General features: G+C 72.1%; 14 protein-coding genes and 1 tRNA gene. 2 read left to right on the forward strand and 13 right to left on the reverse strand.

Annotation, left to right across the window (positions count from 1 at the left end; all coding sequences use genetic code 11):
- Positions 1-115: 115 nt before the first annotated feature.
- The 5 genes from DEI86_RS02920 to DEI86_RS02940 form a co-directional block, all read right to left on the reverse strand.
- Positions 116-1,084: a YafY family protein gene (locus tag DEI86_RS02920; protein ID WP_111048790.1), complete on the reverse strand. Its 969-nt coding sequence runs from the start codon at positions 1,082-1,084 to the stop codon at positions 116-118.
- On the reverse strand, positions 1,077-2,123 hold the full coding sequence (locus DEI86_RS02925; RefSeq protein WP_111048791.1) for a YafY family protein: 1,047 nt from the start codon (positions 2,121-2,123) through the stop codon (positions 1,077-1,079). Before DEI86_RS02925 ends, DEI86_RS02920 begins: the two co-directional genes overlap by 8 nt.
- A 35-nt stretch (positions 2,124-2,158) precedes the next feature.
- Positions 2,159-3,070, reverse strand: a complete 912-nt coding sequence (locus tag DEI86_RS02930; protein WP_111013302.1) for an FKBP-type peptidyl-prolyl cis-trans isomerase — start codon at positions 3,068-3,070, stop codon at positions 2,159-2,161.
- A gap of 63 nt (positions 3,071-3,133) precedes the next feature.
- A complete protein-coding gene (locus tag DEI86_RS02935) occupies positions 3,134-4,147 on the reverse strand; it encodes a tRNA (adenine-N1)-methyltransferase (protein ID WP_111048792.1) in 1,014 nt (337 codons plus the stop codon).
- Positions 4,144-4,881 (reverse strand): HAD family phosphatase, encoded by a 738-nt coding sequence (locus tag DEI86_RS02940; protein ID WP_111048793.1) that lies wholly within the window; start codon positions 4,879-4,881, stop codon positions 4,144-4,146. The genes DEI86_RS02935 and DEI86_RS02940 overlap by 4 nt, the downstream gene beginning before the upstream one ends.
- A 158-nt stretch (positions 4,882-5,039) precedes the next feature.
- Between DEI86_RS02940 and DEI86_RS02945 the strand changes: the two genes are divergently transcribed.
- A complete protein-coding gene (locus tag DEI86_RS02945; protein ID WP_111048890.1) occupies positions 5,040-5,975 on the forward strand; it encodes a proteasome assembly chaperone family protein in 936 nt (311 codons plus the stop codon).
- 45 nt (positions 5,976-6,020) lie between these two features.
- Here DEI86_RS02945 and mshC read toward each other — a convergent pair whose 3' ends face one another.
- Together mshC and DEI86_RS02955 are read right to left on the reverse strand one after the other, a co-directional pair.
- Positions 6,021-7,286, reverse strand: coding sequence for a cysteine--1-D-myo-inosityl 2-amino-2-deoxy-alpha-D-glucopyranoside ligase (gene mshC / locus DEI86_RS02950; protein ID WP_111048794.1), 1,266 nt, complete (start codon positions 7,284-7,286; stop codon positions 6,021-6,023).
- Positions 7,286-8,611: a M20/M25/M40 family metallo-hydrolase gene (locus tag DEI86_RS02955; RefSeq protein WP_111009070.1), complete on the reverse strand. Its 1,326-nt coding sequence runs from the start codon at positions 8,609-8,611 to the stop codon at positions 7,286-7,288. Before DEI86_RS02955 ends, mshC begins: the two co-directional genes overlap by 1 nt.
- 168 nt (positions 8,612-8,779) lie before the next feature.
- Here DEI86_RS02955 and DEI86_RS02960 point away from each other — a divergent pair.
- Positions 8,780-8,865, forward strand: a tRNA-Leu gene (locus tag DEI86_RS02960).
- Between the two features lie 98 nt (positions 8,866-8,963).
- On the opposite strand, the gene DEI86_RS02965 is transcribed toward DEI86_RS02960, so the two are convergent.
- The 6 genes from DEI86_RS02965 to dinB all read right to left on the reverse strand — a co-directional run bounded on the left by DEI86_RS02965 (position 8,964) and on the right by dinB (position 15,613).
- Positions 8,964-9,551: a hypothetical protein gene (locus tag DEI86_RS02965; RefSeq protein ID WP_111009071.1), complete on the reverse strand. Its 588-nt coding sequence runs from the start codon at positions 9,549-9,551 to the stop codon at positions 8,964-8,966.
- A gap of 40 nt (positions 9,552-9,591) precedes the next feature.
- Entirely contained in the window at positions 9,592-10,740 is a 1,149-nt protein-coding gene (locus DEI86_RS02970; protein ID WP_111048795.1) for a zinc-dependent alcohol dehydrogenase, read from the reverse strand.
- Between the two features lie 138 nt (positions 10,741-10,878).
- Positions 10,879-12,207 carry an NAD(P)/FAD-dependent oxidoreductase gene (locus tag DEI86_RS02975; RefSeq protein WP_111013298.1) on the reverse strand — a complete coding sequence of 443 codons (1,329 nt, stop codon included), beginning with the start codon at positions 12,205-12,207 and terminating at the stop codon, positions 10,879-10,881.
- A gap of 120 nt (positions 12,208-12,327) precedes the next feature.
- Complete coding sequence (locus DEI86_RS02980; protein WP_111009074.1) at positions 12,328-12,531, reverse strand: hypothetical protein; 204 nt, start codon at positions 12,529-12,531, stop codon at positions 12,328-12,330.
- Positions 12,528-14,333, reverse strand: coding sequence for a DEAD/DEAH box helicase (locus tag DEI86_RS02985; RefSeq protein ID WP_111048796.1), 1,806 nt, complete (start codon positions 14,331-14,333; stop codon positions 12,528-12,530). Before DEI86_RS02985 ends, DEI86_RS02980 begins: the two co-directional genes overlap by 4 nt.
- A gap of 26 nt (positions 14,334-14,359) precedes the next feature.
- Positions 14,360-15,613 carry a DNA polymerase IV gene (gene dinB, locus DEI86_RS02990; protein ID WP_111025611.1) on the reverse strand — a complete coding sequence of 418 codons (1,254 nt, stop codon included), beginning with the start codon at positions 15,611-15,613 and terminating at the stop codon, positions 14,360-14,362.
- Positions 15,614-15,686 lie beyond the last annotated feature (73 nt).

The following is a 15,686-nucleotide window of genomic DNA, read 5'->3' on the forward strand; positions in this document are numbered from 1 at the left end:
CCTTCTTCGGCATCCCCGGGCGAGGCTGGCGTCCGCGCGCAGTCGTCGAGGCCATGGCTGTGATCCTACGTCCTCTCCGCCGTGGACCGACATGGCGGACGACGCCGGGGGCGGCTCAGTCCGCGGGGGCGAGCGCTGCCGCGGCGAAGGCGCGGAGGGCCGCGCGCGCGGCGGGTGGGTGCAGCACGACCGCACGGCCGGGCAGCCCGGCGACGAGGCGGACGACGCCGTCGAACCCGGTCGCGGCGAGCCGGATGCGGACGCGGCCCTGGTCGTCCGGGTCGTCCGCGGTGTCGGCGAGGTAATCCGCGACGAGCGGCAGGGACGAGGAGTCGAGCTCCACGGTGACGATCGTGTCCTCGGGCCCACGTTGGAACAGCGTGTCGGGGATCTCGACGTCCTCGATCCGTTTCGTCGCTGGACGGTCGTCCACGGCGACGCCCGACATGCGGTCGAGTCGGAAGGTCCGGAGCGCATCGCGATCGAGGTCCCAGGCGCGCAGGTACCAGTCGGTGTCGATGGACTCGACCCGGAGCGGGTCCACGCGGCGTTCACCGCGGGGCGCCCGCGGCCCCGCGTAGTCGAACCGGAGGCCCCGACCGGCCGACATCGCCCGCCGGATCACCTCGAGGGTGACGTCGTGCGCGTCCTGCCCGACCGCGACCGAACTGGAGGCGCCACCCGCCCCACGGGACAGCTTCGCGATGAGCGCGTGGATCGCCTCCGGGTCCCCGGCCTCGGGTAGCGCCGACAGGTACTGCAGGCCGGCGATGAGCGCCGAGGCCTCGCGGGCCGAGAGCCGCGGGGAGTCGTCGATCGCGACGAGGTTGGTCAACACGATCATGTCGTTCTGCTCGAAGTCGTCCCAGGCGATGTCGAACAGGTCACCGTGTTGGTACTGCATGGTCTCGCCCGGGACCCCCGACACGGCGATGAGCTCGACGGCGCGGCGGATCCGGGCCGCGGGGACCCCGAAGTGTCGTGCGGCCTCGGCGACCGACACGCGCTCGCGGTCGATGAGGTACGGCACGAGCGAGAGGAGGAACGCGAGCTTGTCCTGCGCCTGGAGCGGCTGCTCAGCCACGGGCAGCCTCCCCCGCGGTGTCGTCGTGGTCCTGCACGAGTCGCTCGAGACGGGCACACACGAGGTCCCGCACGGCCGACGGCTCCACGACACGGACCTCCGGCCCGAAGGCGGCGAGCTCCTCGGCCAGGATCTGGGGATCCACGAAGTGCAGGACGAGTCGACCGTCGGCGTCCGTGGTGGTGCCGCGTCGGCGGGCGAGTCGCCGCTCGGCGTCACTGCCCGTGGCGACCTGGATCGTGGCGGTCCGGTTCGCCCAGACCCGGTCGAGTTCCGCGAGGGCACGCTCCCCGGCGTCCGCCGGCGCCTCGTGCTGGCCGACCTCGTACGTCGTGACCGGACCGACGACGCGGGAGAGCAGGTAGTTCTTGTCGGAGTCGGTCGCGAACTCGTGCGCGGCGAGCATCCAGCGTCCGCCGTGCTGCACGAGTGCCAGTGGCGCGACCTGCCGGGTCCGAGCCTTGGTGCTGCCCGGTGTGATGTAGTCGAACCGGACGGCGGCGGCGCGGTCGAGCGCGGCGCGCAGTGGTTCGAACGCGGCGTCCCTGGCCCGGAGCCGAGGAGCGTAGGCGTCCACGGCGCGGCCGTCCGCGAGCGCGTCCTCGCTGTCGTCGTCGGTACCGCCGACGGACCGCAGCTTGAGCAGGGCGCGACGGGAGTCGGCCGAGAGCGCGCCCTCACGCCAGGCCATCGCCGCCAGGGACAGCAGCGCGGACTCGTCCGGGGTGAACCGGACGTCCTCGGGCAGGTCGTACTCGCCCTTCGGGATCCGGTAGCGCAGCGTCTGGTTGTTGCCGGTCGCTCCGGGCGTCTCGATGGTCTCGAGCGGGACACCGAGTTCGCGGACGTCGTCCTTGTCGCGCTCGAACTGACGCTCCAGCGAGGCGTTGTCACCACCCGGCGTGTACCGCTGGCGGTATCCCTGCACGTTCGCGAGGATCTCGCCCTTCGTGAGCCCCGACTCCGTCGACAGGAGCGCGAGCACGAGGCTGAACAGCCGTTCCTCCGCCGGGACACGCGGGGATCGGGTCGCTGGCACGACCCGATCCTACGGCAGCGGGCGTACCCCCGGGATCAGCGTGGCATCACGCCGAGCAGGTCGAACACGTACGCGTACGTCGTGCCGTTCTGCTTGACGACGGCGAGCACCTGGTCGCCGACCTGCTTGCCGATCAGGGCCTTGCGGATCGATGCGGCGATCTGGTTGCCGGGCGCCAGCGGGACCGTCACGGCACCCGATCCGTCGGTCCAGCTCGACCCGGCGACAGTCGAGTTCGTGCCCCAGTTGACCGCGGTGTACTTGACCACTGCCGTGTCCTTCGCGGTGATCTCGCGGCCGGACCCCTTGCGGAGCAGGTGCACCTGGTCACTCGACGGTGCAGCGGTGGCGGGCACGGTGATCCCGGGCGCACCGTTCGGGGCGAGCACGACGGCCGGCATGCCGTCGGCGGCGACCTGTGGCCGTCCGTCGGCACGCGAGGCGAAGCCGTCCACGACGTCCGCAACGACGACCGCGGCGTCCTGTTGGACCTTCGCCGTGGTGGTGCTGCCGTTCTGGAGCGCCTTCTTCGACACCACGATCGCGAGTCGGTCACCGACCCGCGCGCACTCGAGCGCGTTGCCCAGTGCACCGCCGTTCGTCGACCCGACGGTGATGGGACTCGTCGTCCCCTTGTACCCGCTGGTCTGCAGGGTCTTGCCGGTCGCGCCGTCCACCACCGTGTACTCGATGACCGCCGGGGAACCCTCGCCGAGGACACGGCCGGACCCCTGGTGGAGCACGGAGACCTCGGTCCGCTTCGTGGTGAGCGGCGACGGGACGTGGACCGTCGGCTTCGCACCGATCGCGCCGGATGCCGACACGGCCTCGGACGCGTTGCCGGGCGCGGGTGCCGTGCATCCCCCCGCGGACGCCGAGCCCGACGCGCACGCTGTGAGCGACGCGACGAGGCCGACCGTGACCAGGAGTGCGGGGATGGTGCGCACGGACCCTCTTTCCACTCGTTCGGGGGTTCGCGCCCGGATGACGCCGGACGACTCCGGTAGAGCTTAGCGGTCGTCCGCTGGCGCCTCGTCCGCCCGGGGCCCGTCCGCCGCGGCGACCTTCCGGGCCTGCGCGGCCGCCTGCCGGGCGACCTTCCGGAGCTTCTTGTCGCTCGTCGCCCGCTCGCCCACGGCGCCGGGCGTCCACAGCTCGACGTCCTCGTCGGCGAACTCGGGCTTGCGACGGCGCCGGTGGTCGGGCAGCACGACGCCGTCCGCGAGCCGTCGGGCCGTCACCAGGAACCCGGTGTGGCCGACCATCCGGTGGTCGGGACGCACGGCGAGTCCGTCGACGTGCCAGGTGCGGACGAGCGTCTCGCTCGGCTCCGGCTCGGTGTAGCGGCCGGTGTCGCGGATCGCCTCGCACACGCGGGAGAGCTGCGTCACGGTCGCCACGTAGCAGACGATGAGTCCGCCGGGCACGAGTGCGTCGGCGGCGTCGTCCACGCACTCCCACGGCGCGAGCATGTCGAGCACGACCCGGTCGACGGATCCGGCGTCGACGTGCTGCGCCAACTCCTCGACGAGGTCGCCCACGGTGACGGTCCAGTTGTCCGGATCGGCCCCGAGGAACGTGGCGACGTTGCCGCGGGCGATGTCGGCGAACTCGGAACGACGCTCGAACGAGTGCAGGGTCCCCTCGGCGCCGATCGCCCGGAGCAACCACAGCGAGAGCGCGCCCGAGCCGACGCCGGCCTCGACGACCCGGGCCCCCGGGAACACGTCCGCGAAGGCGACGATCTGGGCCGCGTCCTTCGGGTAGACGATCGCGGCCCCGCGGGGCATGGACATGACGTAGTCGTTCAGCAGGGGGCGGAGGGCCAGGTACTCGTCGCCGCTCGACGAGGCGATCACGGAGCCGTCCTGCTGGCCGATCACGTCGTCGTGGCGGAGGACGCCGCGGTGCGTGTGGTACTCGCCGCCGGGCTCGAGCGAGAGCGTGGTCAGCTTGCCCTTCGGGCCGGTGAGCTGGACGCGGTCGCCGGCACGGAAGGGACCGCGGGCTGGCGCGCCGGTCATCGCATGCCCTCGCCCGGGAGCTGCGCCGCCGCCGCCCCGGAGGACGCCGTGGTCGCCGCGGCGGCGTGCGCCGAGAACGCGGGCGCCGTCAGTGCGACGAGCCGGTCGACGTCCACGCCGTCCAGCGACTCGAGCCGGACGTCGGCGCTGCCCTCGGCGATCGGCACGACGTGCTCGACCGCGACCGTGACGGCCCCGGAGGCGAGCGCCGCGGCGACACCCGTCGGCGAGTCCTCGATCGCGACGCAGCGGGCCGGGTCGACGCCGAGTTCTGCCGCAGCACGGAGGTACGCCTCGGGGTGCGGCTTGGCGTGCTCCACGTCGTCGCCCGCGACGACCACGCGGAATCCCCTCGCGCCGAGCAACTCGGCCACGTCGACCGCCATCCGTCGCCGGGACATCGTCACGAGTGCGGTCGGGACGCCGCGGTCGTGCAGCTCCTCGACGAGCTCGCGGGCCCCGGGACGCCACGGCATGGCGTCGTGCATGTGCTCGACCACGTAGGTCGTCATCCACTCGACGATCTCCTCCACGGTCAGGTCCACGCCGTGCTCACGGAGGATCTCGCCGGAGCGCTCGAGGCCACTGCCGACGAGGGACAAGCCGTCCTCGTGGGTCCACGGGGCGTCGTACTGCGCGGTCAGCACCATCTGGGACCGCTGCCAGATCGGCTCGGTGTCCACGAGGGTGCCGTCCATGTCCCAGAGGACCGCGGCGGGGAGTTCGGAGGTCACGGCCCCCGAGTGTAGCGGCGGGCACCCGAACGCCCGTTCGCTCCGGGCACGACGCCGGGAGCGCGGGCCGCGGTGCCCGCGAGGACGCACGTCCTATTGTTGGTGTGCAGGTCGCGGCGCCCCGCGTCCCTCGGCAGATCGACCAGGAGGTCACCTCCGTGCCACAGCACTCCCCCTTCAGCGACGGGCGCCTGCTCGTCGTCGCGTTCGAGGGATGGAACGACGCGGGCGAGGCCGCGAGCGGACTCGCCCGACGCATCGTCGACGCGCTCGACCTGGAGGAACTCCGGGAGCTCGACGGTGAACGGTACGTCGACTACCAGTTCAACCGCCCGACGATCGGCGCCGACGACGACGGCGTGCGCGGCGTCATCTGGCCGCGGATCGTGCTCCACGGTCCGGCGTCCACCGGCACCACGCCCGCAGTCTCCCAGGTCGTCGGTGCCGGCGGCACCACGAGTGAGCGTGGGGTGTACGTGCTCGTCGGTCCCGAGCCGTCGCGGACGTGGCGCGGGTTCGCGGCGGAGATCGTGGACCTGGTGGACGTGCACGCGATCGACGCCGTCGTGTTCGTCGGCGCCATGCTCGCGGACGTCCCGCACACCCGCCCGATCTCGGTCTTCGTGTCCAGTGAGGACGAGGACGTCCGCACCGCGCTCGGCGTCGACCACTCGACGTACGAGGGCCCGGTCGGCATCATCAGCGTCTTGTCGGACGCGATGGACACCGCCGGCGTGCCCACGATCTCCCTCTGGGCCTCGGTCCCGCACTACGTCCACAACGCCCCCTCGCCGAAGGCGACCCTCGCGCTCCTCGACCGCATCGAGGACCTCACCGACGTGACGGTGCCGCGCGGGTCCCTGCTCGACGACGCCGCGAACTGGGAGCAGGGCATCGACGCGCTGGCAGCCGACGACGAGGACATGGCGAGCTACATCACGCAGCTCGAACAGGCGCGCGACACGGTCGACTCCCCGGAGGCCAGCGGCGACGCGATCGCCCAGGAGTTCGAGCAGTACCTCCGCCGACGCGACGGCAAGGACGGCGCCCCGGGTGGCCCCGGCGAGGGTCCCTGGCGCCCACCCCAGTCCTGAAGGCGGGACGGCCGACGGACCCGGACCCCCGGTCCGGGTCCCCCGTCAGTGCTGTCCGATCCGGATCCCGAGCACGGCGTCGACGAGGTCGACGAGCTCGCCCGTGCACGTGCCACCCGCCGCGATCGCGGTGTCGACCGCGGCGACCGCCCCCGGCGTGTCGAGGTCGTCCGCGACCCGCTCGCGGATCCGAGCCATGCTCGCGACGGCCACCGACGTGTCGGCGTCGCCCCGGTCCTCCAGATCGACTCCGCGAGCCCAGGCGTCCCACGAGGCGAGCCGCGTGGTCGCGCTCGTCAGCTCGCTGTCGAACCACTCCCAGTCGTCCGAGTAGCGGTGGGACAAGAGCGCGAGGCGGACGACCCGCGGGTCGGCGCCGTCGTCGAGCAGGCCGCGGACGGTCACGAGGTTGCCGAGCGACTTCGAGATCTTCGTGCCCTGGTAGGCGATCATCCCGGTGTGCACGTAGGCGCGTGCGAGTGGTGCGTGCGCGAGCGCCGCCGTGTGGCCCGCGCTCATCTCGTGGTGCGGGAACACGAGGTCGCTCCCCCCGCCCTGCACCGAGACGGGCGCACCGAGGCGGTCGCCCGCGATGACGCTGCACTCGATGTGCCATCCGGGCCGCCCGGTGCCCACAGCGGTGTCCCAGGTCGGTTCGCCGGGTCGTGCCGCGCGCCACAGCAGCGGATCGAGCGGGTCACGCTTGCCGGGTCGATCCGGGTCGCCACCGCGCTCCGCCGACAGCGCGAGCATGGTGTCGCGGTCGAGGCCGCTCTCGGCACCGAGCGACCAGGCGTCGGTCGCGCGCTGGACGTCGAAGTACACGTCGTCGCCGTCCGCGCCCTCCGTCGGCACCCGGTAGCCGTGGCCGGACTCGAGCAGGAACGCGACGGCCTCGCCGATGCGCTCGACCTCGTCGGTGACCGCGACGTACTCGTCCGGCGGGAGCACCCGCAGCGCCTCCATGTCGCGCCGGAACAACGCGATCTGCGAGGCGGCGAGCTCGCGCCAGTCGACGCCGGTCGCCGCGGCGCGCTCGAGGAGCGGGTCGTCGACGTCGGTCGTGTTCTGCACGTACTCGACGTCGAGCCCGGCATCCCGCCAGGCCCGGTTCAGGGTGTCGAAGGCCAGGTAGGTGGCCGCGTGCCCGAGGTGGGTCGCGTCGTACGGCGTGATGCCGCACACGTACATGGTCGCGCGCTCGCCGCCGTCCGTCGGGTCGACCGGGCTGCCGGTGGCGGTGTCGTGCACGCGAGGCCGGCTGCCGACGCCGAGGACCTCGGGGACGTCGGGGTGCTCCCAGGCCCGCATCAGTAGGTCGCCAGGAGGTCGGCGAGGACGCGGCGCCCGAACGCGAGCGACGCCAGCGGGACCCGCTCGTCGACCCCGTGGAACATCGCGGGGAAGTCCATGTCACCGGGGAGCTGCAACGGGACGAACCCGTACCCGGCGATGCCGAGGGTCGACAGTGCTTTGTTGTCGGTCCCGCCGGACAGCAGGTAGGGCAGTACCGGCGCGCCTGGGTCGTGCCGGTCGAGGACCGCACGGACGGTGTCGACGAGCGGACCGGCGAACGCGGTCTCGAGACCGACGTCCCGGTGCGTCGTCAGCACCTCGACGTCGTCCCCGGCCAGTTCACGGACCTCGGCGAGCACCTGCTCCTCGTCGCCGGGCAGGCACCGGATGTCGACGAGCGCCTCGGCGGTGTCGGGGATCACGTTGTGCTTGTAGCCGGCGTGCAGGAGCGTCGGGTTCGTCGTCGTGTGCAGGGCCGCGTGGATGAAGCGCGAGGCCGAACCGGTCGCCAGCGCGACCTCGTCCGGCCCCGTCCGCGTGGGGTCCACCCCGAGGAACCGGGCGACCTCGCGCACCATCGCGTCGGTCGTGTCGGACATCCGGACCGGCCACTCGCGGCTCCCGATGCGCGCGACGGCCGCGGCGAGCTTCGTCACCGCGTTGTCGCGCATCACGTGCGACCCGTGCGCGGCGGTGCCCCGCGCGACGAGCTTGATCCAGATGAGCGCCTTCTCGCCCGTCTGCAGCAGGTAGGCCCGGCGATCGCCGAGGGTGATCGAGTAACCACCGACCTCGCTGATGGCCTCCGTCGCCCCGGCGAAGACCTCGGGGTGTTCCGCGACGACGTGGTGCGCGCCGAGGACGCCGCCGGCCTCCTCGTCCGCGAAGAAGCCGATCACCAGGTCGCGCTCGGGTGCGCCCTGCCGCTCGATGACGTCCCGCAGGGCGGTGAGCATCATCGCGTCCATGTCCTTCATGTCGACCGCGCCGCGACCCCAGAGCGCGCCGTCCTGGACGACGCCACCGAACGGGTCCACGGACCAGTTCGCGGGATCGGCCGGGACGACGTCGAGGTGCCCGTGCACGACGAGCCCCGGCTTGTCGCGGTCGCGCCCGGGAACCCGTGCCACGACGCTGACCCGGCCCGGCTCCGACTCGAACAGCTGCGGCTCCAGCCCGAGGTCCCGGAGATGCGCCTCGACGTACTCGGCCGCGTCGGCCTCGCCGTTCGAACGCCCCTCGCCGTGGTTCGTGGTGTCGAACCGGATGAGGTCACGGGCGATGGCGGCGGTGGCCTCGAGCTCCGTGTCGACGTCCGCCGGTCGCTGCACATCGGTCATGTCCCCAACGGTACCGTCCGCGTACGACCACGGTGCCCGCCGGTGCGGGCGGGCCGGGCGGGCGCGCCCGGGATGCGCGCCCGTGTGCGGTCGCGCCGCCGATCCGTGCTACTGTCGTTCCTCGGCAGCGGGACCGGCCGGAAGGCCCAGGACCCGCGTCGACACCCTGTCCGGGTGGCGGAATTGGTAGACGCGCTAGCTTGAGGTGCTAGTGCCCGTATTAGGGCGTGGGGGTTCAAGTCCCCCCTCGGACACGACGAGCGGCTGGTCCCATCGGACCAGCCGCTTCTTCGTTCGGTGGCCGTCCCCGCTCGTGCACCGCGTCCTGGCTCCGCCGCTGGCGGACCCGGCTTCAGCGCCGACGCACCAGGCCCCGGACCAGCGAGGTCGCGACGAGGCCCACGAGCACGTACGGCCCCATCGTCAGCAGCGGGTCGATCCACGTGTGGTGCGTGTCCGACCGCGACGAGCGCAGTCGTTCGGCGATCCCCCGGCCGCCCCGCTCGGCAGCGATCCCGGTCTCGTGCACGACCCGGTCCGGCGACCCCTGCAGGGCCGCGGCGATCCGCGCCTCCGCGACGTTGACGCGGTCCCCGGCGATGAGGAGCAGCCAGTGCGCCGCACGCCCTTCGCTGAAGAACCCGTACGCAGCGCGGCGGATCAAACCCGAGACACCGGACAGCGGCTGCGCCGTCCCGAACACGGGCGTCACGAAGGCGTGCTCGATCGAGCGCTCGCGGCCCTCGGCACCCGGCTGTCGCTCCGGGAACGTCCAGTGCGCACCGGTGGCGGACGGGTCGAATCGGAGGCGCGGCACGGCCGGCCGGTCGGCGGGGTCGAGGTCGGCGCCCCAGCCTGGGATCCGAGCACGCAGTTCCTCTGGCGTGGGGACGTCGCGGGGCTTGTCCGGCAGGTAGGCGAGCGGTTCGTCGTCGGTCATGCGGTCCTCCTCGTGTTCGGCGATGTCCGGTCGCCGCCGCTCACGCGCTCTCCGGCACGATCACGGTCTTGATGCAGTCGTCGAGCTTCGCCGAGAACAGGTGGTAGCCCTCGGCGATGTGCTCGAGCGGGATGCGGTGGGTGATGATCTCGCTCGGCTTGAGGTACCCGGCGCGGATGTGTTCGAGCAGCCGCGGCCACTGGCGGATCACCGGCGTCTGGTTCATGCGCAACGTCAGGCCCTTGTTCATCGCGTCACCGAACTTCACCGCGCTGAAGATCGGCCCGTACGCGCCCATGACCGAGATCGTGCCGCCCTTGCGGACGCCGTCGATCGCCCAGTTGAGCGCGATGGGCGAACCGCCCTGGAGCTTCAGCTTCGTCGCGGTGACGTGCTGCAGCAGGTTGCCGTCGGCTTCGGCTCCGACGGCGTCGATGCAGACGTCCGCACCGAGGAAGTCGGTCGTGCGCTTCAGCTCGAGCACGACGTCGGCGACCTCGGCGAAGTTGATGGTCTCGGCCTGCGCGAACGTGCGGGCCTTCTCGAGCCGGTACTCGAGCTGGTCGATGACGATCACCCGGCCGGCACCCATGAGCCAGGCGGACTTCGCGGCGTACAGACCGACCGGGCCCGCGCCGAACACGACGACCGTGTCGCCCTCCGCGATGTCGCCGAGTTGTGCACCGAAGTACCCGGTGGCGAGCGCGTCGGTCATCATGAGCGCGTCCTCGTCGTCGAGCCAGTCGGGGATGACCTGCGGACCGACGTCCGCGAAGGGCACCCGGACGTACTCCGCCTGGCCGCCGTCGTAGCCGCCCGTCGTGTGGGAGTACCCGTAGATGCCGCCGACCGCGGTCGCGTTGGGGTTGACGTTGTGGCAGTTCGAGTACAGGCCGCGGGCGCAGTACCAGCAGGTGCCACAGAAGATGTTGAAGGGGACCATCACCCGGTCGCCGCGTCGGAGCCGCTCGACCGAGGAGCCGACCTCCTCGACGACGCCGATGAACTCGTGACCGAAGGTGTGCCCGATGCGCGTGTCCGGCATGAGGCCGTGGTACAGGTGCAGATCGGAGCCGCAGATGGCGGCTCGGGTCACGCGGACGATCGCGTCGTTCGGGTGCTCGATCCGAGGGACGTCCTTGTCCTCGACTCGGATCCGGTAGGGCCCCCGGTAGGTCATGGCGCGCATGCGTCTCCTCTCGACGTCCCGAGTCCACCCCACGCCCGCTGGGCGGCGATCCAGGAACGTACCCCGCCCACGGACGGGAGGGACGGCGCCGACCGGCACCGTCCCTCCCGTCCGTCTCCCGCGTCAGCGGAGCGTGACTCAGCTGTTCGCGGCGTCCACGAACTCGCGCCGCGGGTCGGTCTCCTTGATGAGCGACGTCGAGTCGCGACCCGACACGGCGCCGGTGAGCCAGCCGATGACGATGCGCGCCTTCCGGTTCAGGGTCGGCATCGCGTACACGTGGTAGGCGCGGTGGGCAGCCCAGGCCGGGAGGTTCGTCATCTTGATGCCCTTGATGTTGGCCGCGCCCTTCGCGATGCCGTACGAGGCGACCGATCCGATCGACACGTGGCGGTACTCGCGGATGGGCTGCCCGGTGATCGTCGCGACGATGTTGTCCGCGACGACGACCGCCTGCCGGACCGCGTTCTGCGCGTTCGGCGGGTAGTACGCCGGCTGCTTCTCCGCCGTCAGGTCGGGCACCTGTGCGGCGTCGCCGAGGCCCCAGGCCCCCTCGACCACCTCGTGGGTCTGCTCGTCCTCGACCTGGAGCTTCGCGTTGCACGCCAGGTGGCCCTTCGGCCCGCGCGGCAGATCGGTGTTGTCGAGCACCGGGTTGGGCTTGACGCCCGCCGTCCAGACGATGAGGCCGGCGGCGAACTCGTCGCCGTCGCTGAGCTTGACCACCCCGCCCTCGCAGCTCGGCATCGTGGTCTTGAGGCGGACGTCGATCCCGCGGGCACGGAGCGACTCGAGCGTCCACTTCGACAGGTCGGGGCCGACCTCGGGCGCCACGCGGTCGAGCGCGTCGATGAGCACCCATCGAGGCTGCTCGCCGGCGAGCGACGGGTAGGTCGCGATGGCGGCCTGCGAGACGTCGAACAGCTCCCCGATCGCCTCGACACCGGTGTAGCCACCGCCGATGAAGATGCTGGTGAGGAGCTTGCGGCGCTCCTCCTCGTCACGCGTGGCCGCGGCCTTGGCGATGTTGTCGAGGAGCTTGGCACGCACGAACGCGGCCTCCTCGACGCTCTTGAACCCCACGGCGTGCTCCTCGAGACCGGGGGTCGGGAACACGCGGGTGACCGAACCGAGGGCGACGACGACGTGGTCGTAGCCGAGCGTGCGGTCGTCCCCGCCCGCCGTGGCGACCGAGACGGTCTTCGCCGTGCTGTCGATCCCGGTCACCTTGCCCTGGATGACCCGGGTGCGCCGCAGCGCACGGCGGAGCTCCACGGTGACGTCGCGGGGTGCGATGTGCCCGCCGGCAACCTCGGGCAGGAACGGCAGGTACGTGTAGTACGTGTTCTGGTCGACGAGGGTGATCCGCATCGGGACCGTGGTGGCCTGCTTCTGCAGGTGCAGGACGGTGGAGTAACCGCCGGAACCGCCGCCGAGGACGAGGACGTGTGGGATCGAGTCAGCCATGCATACGGTCTACGCCAGATCGGCTCGGACGGTCACCATTTCCGACGGCCCGGCGTCCGTCCCGGGAGGCTCGGATCGCGTCGTCGGCGCGCGTCGCCGCCGAGCCGTGGTCGACCTGTGTCACCCGCGCCGCTGACGGAGTCGCCACCAGGCCGCTTCGGCGATGTCGAGGCCGGTGTAGACGCCGTGCGCGGTCCGTCGTGCCTCGGTCAGCGAGAAGCGACGGAGTCGGTACCCGCCGCCGAACCGGTCGATGATGGCCTCGGGCGAGGCGTCCGGCTCGCGCTTGACGAACCAGGTGCGCTCGTCGACGGGCTCGATCACCGGCGGTTGCCGATCCGGGACCGGAGGATGTCGATGCGTTTCTGGATCTGCTCGGTGCTCGCCTGGGCCACTGCCGGTCCCCCGCTGATCCGACGGAGCTCGGCGTGCACGGCGCCGTGCGGCTCGTTGCTGTGCCGGGCCCAGATCGACACGAGCCGGTGGAGCTCCGACCGCTGCTCCTTGATCGTCATGTACATCGGTCGGTGCTCGGGCTCCGGGGGTCGCGGCTGGCCGTCCTTCCCCCGTCGCGCGCGCTTGGCCTGCGTCGCCTGACGCTGGCGGAGCAGTTCGCGGACCTGGTCCGGCTCGAGGAGCCCGGGGATCCCGATGAAGTCGAGTTCCTCGAGGCTGCCGATCTCGCCGCCCGACCCGAACTCGCCGCCGTCGTAGAGGACGCGGTCGAACGACGCCTGCGAGTCGAGGGCCTGGAACGGCTGCAGGTCGAGGAGGCTGTCCGAGGCCTTGGCGTCCTGGTTCGCCTCGGCCACCATGGCGTCCTCGGGGTTGTACATGCCGTCGTCCGTGCCCTTGGGGCGGTCGAGGGCGTGGTCGCGCTCGAGTTCGAGGCTCGCCGCGAGGGCCATGAGCCCGGGCACGCTCGGCAGGAACACCGAGGCCGTCTCACCACGACGACGTGCCCGCACGAAACGACCGATCACCTGAGCGAAGAACAGCGGGGTGCTCGCGCTCGTGGCGTACACGCCGACACACAGACGCGGGACGTCGACACCCTCGGAGACCATCCGGACCGCGACCATCCACCGGGCCTCGTCGGCCGCGAACGCGCCGATGCGGCTGGAGGCCGCGGCCTCGTCGGAGAGCACCACGGTGGGTCGCTCGCCGGTGATCCGCTGGAGGATCCGGGCGTAGGCCCGGGCGGTCGTCGTGTCGGTGGCGATGACGAGACCGCCGGCGTCGGGGACCCCACGCCGGACCTCGGTGAGCCGCTTGTCGGCGGCCGACAGCACGGCGGTCATCCACTCGCCGTCGGGGGCGAGTGCCGTGCGCCAGGCCTGCGCGGTGATGTCCTTCGTGACCTGCTCGCCGAGCGAGGCCGACATCTCGTCCCCCATGCGGGTCTTCCAGCGCATCTGGCCCGCGTAGGCCATGAACAACACGGGGCGGACGACGCCGTCCTGCAGCGCTCGGCCGTAGCCGTAGCTGTAGTCGGCGATGGAGGTCCGGATGCCCTCGTCGTCCGGTGCGTAGCTCACGAACGGGATCGGGTTGGTGTCCGAGCGGAACGGCGTGCCACTCAACGACAGTCGTCGGGTCGCGGCTCCGAAGGCCTCGCGGATGCCGTCGCCCCAGGTGAGGGCGTCACCGCCGTGGTGGACCTCGTCGAGGACGACGAGCGTGCGCCCACCCTCGGTGATCCGGCGGTGGACCTCGGGGTTCATGCCGACCTGGGCGTAGGTGATCGCGATGCCCTGGTAGTGCCGACCGAACATGCCGTCGCCGTTCTTGAACATCGGGTCGAGCCGGATGCCCACGCGGTCGGCCGCGTCCGCCCACTGCCGTTTCAGGTGCTCCGTCGGGGCGACGACCACGATCCGGTCGACGGTGTTCCGCGCCAGGAGCTCGGTGGCGAGTCGGAGGGCGAAGGTCGTCTTGCCGGCGCCCGGTGTCGCGGCGGCGAGGAAGTCACGCGGCTCGGTCTCGAAGTACTTGGTCAACGCCTCGACCTGCCAGGCGCGGAGCTTCGACGCGGTGCCCCAGGCGGCACGGTCCGGGAACGCCGGCGACAGGTGCTCGGCCGCTGCGTTGCCCGCGGCCTCCTGGCTCGACTCCCCTGCACTCACTCCATGGGAGTCTACCGGCCGTGCCGTCACGCCTCGCCGTCCTGTCGGGCGTGCGGAGCGTGGGGCGCCGCTTGCGGACGCACGAGGGAGGCGGGCCGGACCATCCCCGCGCCGAACCGCGCGGCCACCGCGTCGACGGTCGTCTCGGTCTCGCGCCACGGCGCGTCGTCGTCCCACAGCGCGTTGCTCTCGCCTGCGGGCGCGAGGTTCTCGCCCCGCACACCGATCAGCCGGATCCGGTGTCCGGGCCGGTGCAGGGCGTCGTAGAGGTCGACGGCCTCGCGGTGGATGCGGCGCGCGACGTCCGTGGGCTCGGGCAGCGTGCGCGACCGTGAGAGCGTCGTGAAGTCCGTGTACCGCACCTTGAGCGCGATCGTCCGCGCGCGCAGGCCCGCCGCCCGCAGGCGAGCGGCCACCCGGTCGGCGAGGCGCAGGAGCTCCCGGGCGAGCTCGTCGCGGTCGGTGACGTCGGTCGGGAAGGTGACCTCGTGGCCCACGGACTTCTCGACCGAGCCGCTCTCGACCACCCGCGGGTCGCGTCCCCACGCGAGCTCGTGCAGGCGGTTGCCCATCGCGGGCCCGACGGCGGACACGAGCGACGCGACCGGGGTCGTCGCGAGGTCCCCGACGGTGCGGATGCCACGCCGCTCGAGCACCTCGGCTGTCTTGCCGCCCACACCCCAGAGCGCGGACACCGGCTGCGGGTGCAGGAACGCGACGGTGTCGGCCTCCGGGACCACGAGGATCCCGTCCGGTTTCGCGCGGCTCGACGCGAGCTTCGCCACGAACTTGGTGGCGGCGGCGCCGACGGAGCAGCGCAGGCCGGTCTCGCGGTGGACCTCGGCGCGGATGGCGGTGCCGACCTGCCACGGGGTGCCGTGCAGGCGGAGCGCCCCCCGGACGTCGAGGAATGCCTCGTCGATCCCGAGGCGTTCGACCCGCGGCGTGTAGCGATCGAGGATCTCCATGACGCGTCGCGAGTTCGTCCGGTACTTCTCGAAGTGCGGCTCGACGACGATCGCCTGGGGGCAGCGGCGGCGGGCGATCGCCATCGGCATCGCGGAGTTCACCCCGAACCGACGCGCTTCGTACGTGGCGGCCGTGACGACCGAGCGCTCGGCGTCGTGCCCGACGATGACCGGCTTGCCGACGAGGTCGGGACGGTCCAGCAACTCGACCGAGGCGAAGAAGGCGTCCATGTCGACGTGCAGGACCGACGCGGTCGTGTCGTCGGTCGGGGCCTCCGTGACGAGGCGGGTGCTGCCGTCCTGCTTGCTCACGCCACGTCCTTCCGCGATCGACATCGGCCGAACGCGCGACCATGGTGGCATGCGCCGCCGACAAACACCGGAG

The sequence above is a fragment of the Curtobacterium sp. MCBD17_028 genome (assembly GCF_003234875.1).
Lineage (GTDB): Bacteria > Actinomycetota > Actinomycetes > Actinomycetales > Microbacteriaceae > Curtobacterium.

Coding starts and splice junctions, on each gene's coding strand:
- DEI86_RS02970 (WP_111048795.1), bottom strand. CDS start 10,740: ATGCGCGCCATGACCTACCGGGGGCCCTACCGGATCCGAGTCGAGGAC.
- mshC (WP_111048794.1), bottom strand. CDS start 7,286: ATGCGGGCCTGGGAGCACCCCGACGTCCCCGAGGTCCTCGGCGTCGGC.
- DEI86_RS02955 (WP_111009070.1), bottom strand. CDS start 8,611: ATGACCGATGTGCAGCGACCGGCGGACGTCGACACGGAGCTCGAGGCC.
- DEI86_RS02935 (WP_111048792.1), bottom strand. CDS start 4,147: ATGACCGGCGCGCCAGCCCGCGGTCCCTTCCGTGCCGGCGACCGCGTC.
- DEI86_RS02965 (WP_111009071.1), bottom strand. CDS start 9,551: ATGACCGACGACGAACCGCTCGCCTACCTGCCGGACAAGCCCCGCGAC.
- DEI86_RS02975 (WP_111013298.1), bottom strand. CDS start 12,207: ATGGCTGACTCGATCCCACACGTCCTCGTCCTCGGCGGCGGTTCCGGC.